Annotated in this window: 7 protein-coding genes; 2 read left to right on the top strand and 5 right to left on the bottom strand. The window is 70.2% G+C overall.

The genetic code is table 11. The features are described 5' to 3' along the window. Nucleotides 1-102 precede the first annotated feature (102 nt). A complete protein-coding gene (locus tag CCN33_RS21285; RefSeq protein ID WP_086695155.1) occupies nucleotides 103-609 on the top strand; it encodes a hypothetical protein in 507 nt (168 codons plus the stop codon). A gap of 51 nt (nucleotides 610-660) precedes the next feature. Here CCN33_RS21285 and CCN33_RS21280 read toward each other — a convergent pair whose 3' ends face one another. Next, nucleotides 661-2,187 carry an NHL domain-containing protein gene (locus CCN33_RS21280; protein ID WP_086695154.1) on the bottom strand — a complete coding sequence of 509 codons (1,527 nt, stop codon included), beginning with the start codon at nucleotides 2,185-2,187 and terminating at the stop codon, nucleotides 661-663. 619 nt (nucleotides 2,188-2,806) lie between these two features. Continuing rightward, a complete protein-coding gene (locus CCN33_RS21275; RefSeq protein WP_244173890.1) occupies nucleotides 2,807-5,512 on the bottom strand; it encodes a fibronectin type III domain-containing protein in 2,706 nt (901 codons plus the stop codon). A gap of 295 nt (nucleotides 5,513-5,807) precedes the next feature. Between CCN33_RS21275 and CCN33_RS32155 the strand changes: the two genes are divergently transcribed. After that, nucleotides 5,808-5,948 (top strand): hypothetical protein, encoded by a 141-nt coding sequence (locus CCN33_RS32155; protein ID WP_167387912.1) that lies wholly within the window; start codon nucleotides 5,808-5,810, stop codon nucleotides 5,946-5,948. Between the two features lie 21 nt (nucleotides 5,949-5,969). On the opposite strand, the gene CCN33_RS21270 is transcribed toward CCN33_RS32155, so the two are convergent. The 3 genes from CCN33_RS21270 to CCN33_RS21260 all read right to left on the bottom strand — a co-directional run. After that, nucleotides 5,970-6,440, bottom strand: coding sequence for a DUF427 domain-containing protein (locus CCN33_RS21270; RefSeq protein ID WP_244173889.1), 471 nt, complete (start codon nucleotides 6,438-6,440; stop codon nucleotides 5,970-5,972). A gap of 398 nt (nucleotides 6,441-6,838) precedes the next feature. Next, a complete protein-coding gene (locus tag CCN33_RS21265; RefSeq protein WP_086695156.1) occupies nucleotides 6,839-7,777 on the bottom strand; it encodes a helix-turn-helix domain-containing protein in 939 nt (312 codons plus the stop codon). Nucleotides 7,778-7,993: 216 nt separating this feature from the next. Further along, a partial coding sequence (locus CCN33_RS21260) for a LamG domain-containing protein (protein ID WP_086695151.1) occupies nucleotides 7,994-8,591 on the bottom strand: 598 nt, incomplete at its 5' end.

Raw genomic sequence — 8,591 nt, 5'->3', positions numbered from 1 at the left:
ACACCATGCTCGACGGCGAGACCCTCGCCGTCAGCCAGCAGACGCTGCACAAGCAGCCCTGACCGCGCGGCGCCGCCGCCACGACGACCAGAGGTGACGACCATGGTGTTCGACAACATCTTCAACTCCGCGGGCAAGGGCACGGGGCTCTTCTCCGTGACCACCAACGGCACCAAGCCCCAGCCAGGCGCCGGCGTCGACTTCGAGGACGCCGACGACGCCACATACGACGACACGATCCCCAGCCTGTTCAGCAGCGCCATCCACGGGGCCTCCTCCCGCGCGAGCATCGTGCGGGAGCAGTCCCCCGAGGCGCGGGCCGTCCTGGGCTTCCTCGGCTCCTTCATCCAGGCCACCCAGGAATCGGCAGGCGCCCAGGCCCAGTTCGCGGGAGACCCCGGCTCGGTGTCTGCGGCCGCGTCCGCCGGCATGCGGGAGTCGAGTACGACAGTGACCGACGACCTCGGTCTGAAGAAGGACGAGGACCTGGAGGACAGGCCCAGGAAGAGCGATTACAGCAAGCCCCCCAAGACACCGGACGCACCGAAGGCCCCGGACGCCCCCCAGGCTCCCAAGGCGACCGCGGACAAGCCGCCCCAAGCGAAGTGATACCCGGCTTCCAAGGGGTCAGGGGCAAGTCAGCCCCTGCCCCCTCGCGCGTCATGCTGGGAGCAGCTGCCACCGACGCGCCCGGTGGTCGCCGTCCGCTCCGTCCTGCTTGACCGACGCGCGGGCGTTGGTGTCCACCCGCAGCAGCAACCCGCTCTTATGGTTGGCGATTTCATACACCTGCGGGGCACCGTCCTGGGAGCCCACCGGGATCAGCCTCCAGTGCTGATGGTGTGCTCCGCCGCCCTCGTAGGACCGTTGCACGACCACCGCGCCGGACATTTCCTGCGCTCCGAGGACTTCGAGGACCTTGCGGCTGCGCACGTTCTCGATCCTGTACAGAATGTCGCCGTCGTCCTGGCCCGCCGCGACCAGACGCCACCGCTGGTGATCGCGCGGGGCGGCCAGGGTCTGGTGGATCTCCGCCCCGTCCTTGGTGGACTCGCGCAGGACCCCCATCCGCAGCCTGCTGCGGATGTTGGCCCAGGAGACCACGGTGCCGGACTCCGGCAGCCCGGCAAGCTTCCCCGACGCGATCTTGCGGACCCGGTTGTTGGTGAAGTCAGCGATGTAGAGCGTGTCGACGCAGTCCACGGCGAGCGCGATCGGCTTGTCCAACTGGGCCGAGGCCGCCGGACCGTCGTCACCGCCGAAGCCCGCGGTCCCCGTGCCGGCGACCGTGCTGATCGTCCCGTCGGCCGCCACCCTGCGGACGCGGTTGTTGCCGTAGTCGGCGACATAGAGGTCGCCGGCGCTGTCCACCACCACCCCTGTCGGACCGCTCAGCTTCGCCGAGGCAGCAGGGCCGTCGTCACCGCCGAACCCGGCGGCACCGGTACCGGCGACCGTGCTGATCGTCCCGTCGGCCGCCACCCTGCGGACGCGGTTGTTGCCGTAGTCGGCGATGTAGAGCTCACCGGCGCTGTCCAGCACGACCGCGTGCGGGCCCTTGAGCTGGGCTGCAGTCGCCGGACCACCGTCTCCACGGTAGGCCCCGGTCCCGTTGCCCGCGACGCTGCTGATCGTCCCGTCGGGCGCGACCTTCCGGACCCGGTTGTTGTAGTAGTCGGAGAAGTACACGGTGCCCGTGCTGTCCACCGCCACGCCGAACGGTCCGCTCAACCGGGCGGCCGTGGCCGGGCCGCCGTCACCGGCGAAGCCGGCGGTACTCGTGCCGGCCACGGTGGTGATCGTCCCGTCGGCCGTGATCTTCCTGATGCGGTTGTTGCCGGCGTCCGCGACGTAGACCGCGTCCTCGCGATCCACCGCGACTTCGCGCGGCGAGTTCAACTGGGCCGATGCGGCGGGGCCGTTGTCACCGCTGAACCCGGCGCGGCCGGTTCCCGCGACCGTGCTGATCCTGCCGTCGGTCGTGATCTTCCTGACCCGGTGGCCGGCGAACTCGCAGACGTAGACAGTGCCGGTGCTGTCCACCGCCATCCCGTAGGGGCGGTTCAACTGTGCCGCGACGGCACGATCGTTGTCACCCGCTGACCCCGCTGCCCCCGTTCCCGCGACCGTGTTGATCGGAGGGGCGGACTGCTCGTCACCTGTGGGTGACGCCTGGGCAGTACTCATCGTCTTCCCTTCGCCGTTCACCGACCGACTACTACAGCCGGTCATCGCTCGATTCCAGAGAGTCACAGGGTGGTGAGGGTTGGCAAGATCACTTAAGAGTGATTGGTGCGGAGCGCGCGACCGAGACCTCGAACCGCCTTGGACGGTCGGTCCGAGCCCCCGCCCCCAACTGGACCTTCCGGGTCAGGAGAGGGGCGGCGCCCGGCGCGCGTCGTCACCGGGCGCACCCCAACAGACCGTGGGCGGAGAGGCATCTTGCGAACAGGGCGCACGTCGGTCGGCCCCGGCGGCGTACGCGGCGTCGATGACCCGGCGGACGGTGGCTGTGCTCGCCGTAGACGACGGACAGGCCGCGTCGCGAGACGTAGAGCGGGGCGGAAGCTCGATCGGCGCCGACACCTATGGAGCGTCAACTGCCGCAGTAGGCGCACTCGGTATGAACACATCGGTGAACCGGGTGTGTCCCTGCCGCCGGCAGACGGACTGGCCAGGGCGGCTCGCGTCCGTCTGCGCCACTTCGCTGTCCGCCCGGCGACCTCCCCGTCGAGCGCGCCCTGCGTGCCCCGATGGCGAGCCGGGGCACGCAGGGCGCGTGGTGTTACAGGAGGGTGCTGAGGAACTACGGGTGTGCGGTGGGCACCGAGCCGGGGGAGGCCGTCGGGGCCTTGCGCAGCCGGGCGAGATCCCGGCCGGCGTCCGGACCGGAGGCGCCGCCCGTCCGGACAGCCTGACGGAAAGTGCCGCTCGTGCCCGTGCCGGGGTCGCCGATACCGCCGCCCCCGGTGCTCGGCGGCGCCGGGACAAAGACCGTGTCGGACCGCGCCGACTCCATCTGCCCGTTGACGGCCGTCACCGCGAACTCGAAGTTCCAGTTGCCGGGGAAGAGGAAGGCGATACCCCGCCCAGGGGTGTCCGAGATGGTCTCGTCGGACAGCCAGGGGTTGCTTGTCGTGCGGTTGCGGTACCAGACGCGGTATCCGGCGGCCTGCGGGGAACCGCTCCAGTCGAGCTGGACCGTCGTGGCGTCCACGGACTTGATGCGCAGGTCCGTCGGGACCGGCGGGGTGCGGGCGCCGATGGTGACGGGCCGGGCGACGGCGGGCATGCCGCCGCCCACCTCGTTCCAGGTGGCCACCGCGACCAGGTAGTGATGGCTCGGGGTCAGCCCGGCGATGTGCGCCGAGGTACCGCGCACCGCCGTGCTCTGCAGAAGGGCGCCCGGCGTGTCCTTGTCCAAGGTGATGATCTCGTAGCGGTCCACGCTGTCGCTGTACGGCCCCGTGGCAGGTTCCCAGGAGAGGTCCACGCCGTCCGTGGTGGGGTTGGTGAGGACATGCGTGGGTGCCGCCGCGGTGTGCGGGTGTGCGGTGGCCCGGACGATGGGGGACCACGCCGAGGTGCCGTCGCCCGCGTCGTCGACGCGGACCGAGTACTCCCACTCCCAGCCGTCCTGGGTCCAGGTCGTGTCGTAACGGTTCGCCGAAACCGGTGTCTCGCTCCAGGCGGTGGCGCCCACCAGCCGGGAGCGGACCGTGTAGCCGCGCGCGCCATACACCCGGTCCCAGGTCACCGTGACGCCCAGGTCGCTGGAGGCGGCCCGGACGTTCGTCGCAATGCCCAGCGGGCGATCCGGTGCCGACGGGGGCACGTCGGGGACGATCTGGCCGATGCCGTACCGGTCGTGGAGGGTGGTCTCGAAGGCGTGCGCGATCTGGAACTCGCCGAGTGCGTTGGGGTGCAGCCCGTCGTAGCCGGCGGGGCAGGCGTCACGGGCGCAGGTGTAGTTCCCCGACCAGTTCACGAGCTGGACCGGCGAGATGGGGGTGCTCCACTGCGGGACGGCCTGGCGCAGCATCAGGTCGTATTCGGTGGTGCTGAGCGGCAGGTCGTCCCGGCCGCCGATGTACGTGCGCTGGGGGACGTCCGCGACGGCGAACTTCACGTCGGGACGGGCGACCCGAGCCTCGTCCACGAACGTCTTCATGCTGTCGAGCGTGCCCTGCGCACCGCTCACGAACCAGCCCATGTCGTTGAAGCCGAGGCCGACGAGAATCATGTCGGGCTTGTACTGCCCAACCATGCCCCGGATCAGCTTCTTGTCCTGCATCGCCTGACGGCCCCAGACCCCGAAGTGGTCGCTGTCGAAGGCCGGGTCGACGCCTTCCGCGTAGCCGCCGGAGGTGTCCGGGTTGTCCAGCGAGGCGCCGGGGACCTCGCCCTGCAGGGCGGGCCGCGCCGGGGGCTGCGGCTGGGCCTGCGCCTTGGTCCCCTTGTACGGCCCGACGAAGTCGACGTCGATGCGCTGGTCGTGGAACCACTTCCAGAGGCGGTAGCGCCAGGTCCAGTCGCCCTCGTACCCCTGCGTCATCGAGTCCCCGACCACCATGACCCGCAGGGGCGCGTCGGTTCCTCCGACGTGCCGCTCGAGTTCGTTCAGGCGGCGCAGCAGGGCCGGCACCATCTCGTTCAGGCGGTCGCTCATGTACGTCAAGGGGTTGCCGAGGTTGCCGATCTTGGCGGCGAAGCCGCGCAGGCTGAGCTGGAGCCCGGTGACGAACGTCCCGGCGGCCTCGCTCGCCCACTTGACCAGGTAGCCCGAGGCGGCACCCGACACCGCGCCCCAGAAGGCCGCGCCGAGCAGGGCGCCCCAGGTGTCCGGGTCCCCGAAGGACGCGTGGTCGAAGGCCGCGTTCATCGCTTCGGTGACGAACGCGCCGGTCGCGCCTCCGACGCCCAGGCAGACGGGGGCGGCGAGCGGAGCCCCGGGAGCCGTGAGGGCGAGGCAGATGGCGCTCGCCCCGATGCTCACGGCCCAGCCGACCCCGTTCGCGATGAACTTCTGCCACCACGTGGCGCTCGTGCCGACCTCTGCCGTGGGCAGGACGAGGACGATGCTGTCGCCCGTGGCCGTGATCCGGCCGTCGTAGTCACCGGCGTCGGTCGCCGGGTAGAGCCCCACCGCGTTGTCCCGCGCGTGGTCGTAGAGCGCCTGGGCGAGGGTGTGCCCGGAGTCCTGATCGGCCTGGACGGCTGCTACCGCGTCCCGGGCCAGGGCGCGGGTCTCGTCGCGGCGCTCGGGCACGTCGTAGTCGAAGGCGACGACGAGGTCGCTGTCGCTGTGGGCGAGCGTGCGCAGTGAACCGGCGTCCCCGGCGCAACCCATGCGGATGCTCATGGCCGGGGCGTCGGCCGTGGCCTCGAACGAGGTGGCGTGCGCCGCGCACGCCGCGCCGGTGTCCTGTTCGCTCGCAGCGGTCGCCGACGCGGGGCCCGCCCCGAGCGCGGAACCGGTCACCACCATGGCCAGAGTGAGCAGCAGTACCACCAAGTGATCGGCGAGAGCACGGCGCGGGCCGACCCTGCGCCGTGTTCTCGCTGATCTGTGTAACGCACGCATCGTGAACCGTGTTTCCTTTCGGATCGTCAAGAGTGGCGCCGCCGGGGCAGAACGCTTGGCGGGGGCGCGTTCCTTCCTGACCACTGGTCTCCGCACACGCCCACCCTGCGCCGCAGCTCAGAGAGCGCACCGACCGGCGTCGTGATCATCATCGCTCCTCGGAGCGGGCGCCGGAACACTCTCACGGGAAGAAAGCACGGACTCCGTCGACGACTTGACCCCGATGACACGCGTCTGCCAGAAGATGTACCGGTCCCCGTTCGCCGACATGCCCGACAGCAGCCGCACGGCTCGCCTCTCCCAGCAGGACAACTACTTCGGCCGGCACGCCTGCGTCGGACGTCGCGGCGGTACCGCCCTTTGACTCAAGCCTGCGGGCGCTCCCCTACCACAGGGCTGTACCGGGGCCGCCCTTGTACGGGCCCTCGATCTCGGCGGTGATCCAACCGCCGTAGAAGTCACCCTCTTGCGCGCGCACGACCTCGCCGTCCACCGTGCACAGGTCGACAAGCGAGGGGTAGAAGGCGAGGTGGTCGGTGAGCCGTTCGTAGCCGCCCGCAGGACGGGGGTAGCTCCAGGCTGCGCGTCGGCGGATGTCGGGGCCGACGACCAAGTCCCAGTAGACCGCTCGCCCCTTCCACTCGCACCACGTGCTTCCGCGCGCCGTGACCAGCAGATCAGTGCGCACGTCCTCGGGAGGGAGATAGAAGACGGGCGGGTGCGAGGTCTCCAGTAGGCGCAGGGCCCGCCGGGTGTCGGCCACTTCGGTGTCCGCGCACATCACGCGGACGCGACGGCTGTCGGAGCGGATCGCGGGAGGTCTGGGGTAGTCCCACACGGACTCCGTCTGGGGCACGGGATGATCGGGCATAGTACGCCCCATTATGCGACCGCCTTCCGGCCCGCGTCTTCCGCCTCGTCTTCGCCGACCGGTGTGCGGCCCCGGAGCACTACCGGGCGTCCGCAGTGCGTTGCTCGGATGGCCCAGTGCCACCGCGTACTGAGGGCCTTCCGGCCGACACGCCCGGACCGAACGGGTGGCCTCCGTGATCGTTTCCGCCAGGTCCTCGAGGCTGCCGGCCGGGTCTGCCCGGGCGCGTAACGCCGTGGCCGGGTTGTTGGCGTGCGCCGCCAGGTGCTCGCCAGCCGACGAAGCGTGGCGCGTGCCACTTACGCGGTGGGGGCGGAATTTCTCATGTCCGCGGGCGCCCCCCTGGAGTCATTCAGAGATCCGCGGTGTGCCCGCTGCGGTGACTACGCGTCACGGTCATGCCGCAGGGCCTGGATGAGCCAGGGGTACACCGGAACCAGGTTCGGTACTACCTGCCAGCCGTTGACGAGCCACACCAGCCGCCAGTACTGGTCCACCCGGGGATCGTGCGCCTCTTCGAACTGCTGGGCCATCCAATCTCGAAATTCCGTGTCAGGGGTGCGCGCGAGCGCCTCGGCAAAGCGGTGCACGAGGTCGTCGATGACGGGTGTAGCTCTGTCGCCGAGCGGGTCGATGCCCGACTGCATGGCCTCGGTCACCTTCTGCCGGGTGAACTCCATCAGTTCCGCGCCGGCATCGCATTCGATGTCGAGCGGACGCCCGGCGGCCTGACGTACGGCCGTCCGGCGCATCCGGGCACGGAAATCCTCGTCCCCGACCAGCTCGGCAAGTTCCACCCACGCAGCGACCTGCTCGCTGGTCGGATCACCGGGGAGGTCAGGAGCGGCAGCGCGCATCATGGCCACCGCGGACGGGTCGGCATCCACTGTGCCGAAGGTGCCGTCCACGAAATCGTCGATCAGCCGTCGGCGTTCCTCGCCGGACAGCTGTGTGAGCCTGTGCATGAGTGTGGTCTCCTCGGGACTGGCCTCGCGTCTGGCCAGGACTCGCAGAACGCTCCGACGCAGTTGCAGCACCCGGATCTGGACGTCTATGGCGTCGGCGTGCGCCGCGGAGACCTCTGAGACCGAGAGCTCGCATCTCAGTACCCGTTGAATCGTCGCCAGCTCCATGCCGAGCTCGCGCAGTGTGCAGAGGAGTTGCAGACGAACCAGTGCGTCGGGGTCGTAGAGCCGGTAGCCGGCGGGGCTACGGGTGGTTGGCGCTACCACCCCCGAATCGGAGTAGAACCGGATGGTCCTCACAGACAAGCCGGTCCGCCGGGAAAGCTCCCCGATCGAGTAAAGGGTCGTAACGTCCATGTCCCCCACTCTGCTGTCTCCAGTCACTGGAGACTCAAGGCCATTTCCAGGCAGGTCCCCGACTACGAGACCTCCTGCGAGGCGCTGAAGCACGCGCCCCGTTCAATCCGCTGCCCGCAGGAGGACAGGGGCACGCCTTGCAGGTGCTGGGCGAGCGACGACACGCCTCAACGCCCGGCGCACACCCGGCCGGTGGACCGATCGGGTTCGGGTGCGTCAGGCCCCGGCCTTCTGCTCGTCGGCTCCCTCCTCCTCGGCGGTGGCACTCCGGGGCTGAGCGGCCAGACCGGAGGCCGGGCGGCGGACGACCAGTCTGCTCACCGTGTACGACATCTCCGAGGTCTCCCGGCGGGGCGGCGGATGGTAGCGCCCGCCGCACACGGACAGATTGACGATGAGGTACGCGTGCCAGTTGCGTCCGGTGCCGCGCTGGTCCGCGAAGACCCGTCTGCCGTTGACCCACCAGACCACCGAGCGGGCGCCGAACTCGGTGCGCAGGTCGGCCCAGGCGCCGGGGCTGATCATGTCGTCGCGGAAGTAGCGGTTGCTGCCGCGTACGTGGTTGGTGAACTCCAGCAGGTCGGGGTTGTCGGGGTGGTACTCGAAGACGTCGACCTCCTGGCCGCCGTCCCGCCAGGTCCAGATGGCGGGCCACGCGCCGATCTCGCGGGGCAGCCGGACGCGCGCCTCCAGGATGTCGCCGGTGCGGACCTCGAAGCCGTCCCGGCTTCCCTCGGTGGTGAGCAGTCCGGTGTTCCACCGGCCGTCCGGTCTGCGCCTGGCCCGGAAGACGCCCGAGCGGCTGAAGGCGGGG

Source organism: Streptomyces recifensis (assembly GCF_002154615.1).
In the GTDB taxonomy this organism is placed as follows: domain Bacteria; phylum Actinomycetota; class Actinomycetes; order Streptomycetales; family Streptomycetaceae; genus Streptomyces; species Streptomyces griseoluteus.
The sequence above is the reverse complement of the archived record's forward strand: the minus strand, read 5'-3'. Positions and strand labels throughout refer to the sequence as shown.

Excerpts from the sequence above, each read along its gene's own strand:
- CCN33_RS21285 (WP_086695155.1), top strand. The coding sequence starts at position 103 with ATGGTGTTCGACAACATCTTCAACTCCGCGGGCAAGGGCACGGGGCTC.
- CCN33_RS21280 (WP_086695154.1), bottom strand. The coding sequence starts at position 2,187 with ATGAGTACTGCCCAGGCGTCACCCACAGGTGACGAGCAGTCCGCCCCT.
- CCN33_RS32155 (WP_167387912.1), top strand. The coding sequence starts at position 5,808 with ATGACACGCGTCTGCCAGAAGATGTACCGGTCCCCGTTCGCCGACATG.
- CCN33_RS21265 (WP_086695156.1), bottom strand. The coding sequence starts at position 7,777 with ATGGACGTTACGACCCTTTACTCGATCGGGGAGCTTTCCCGGCGGACC.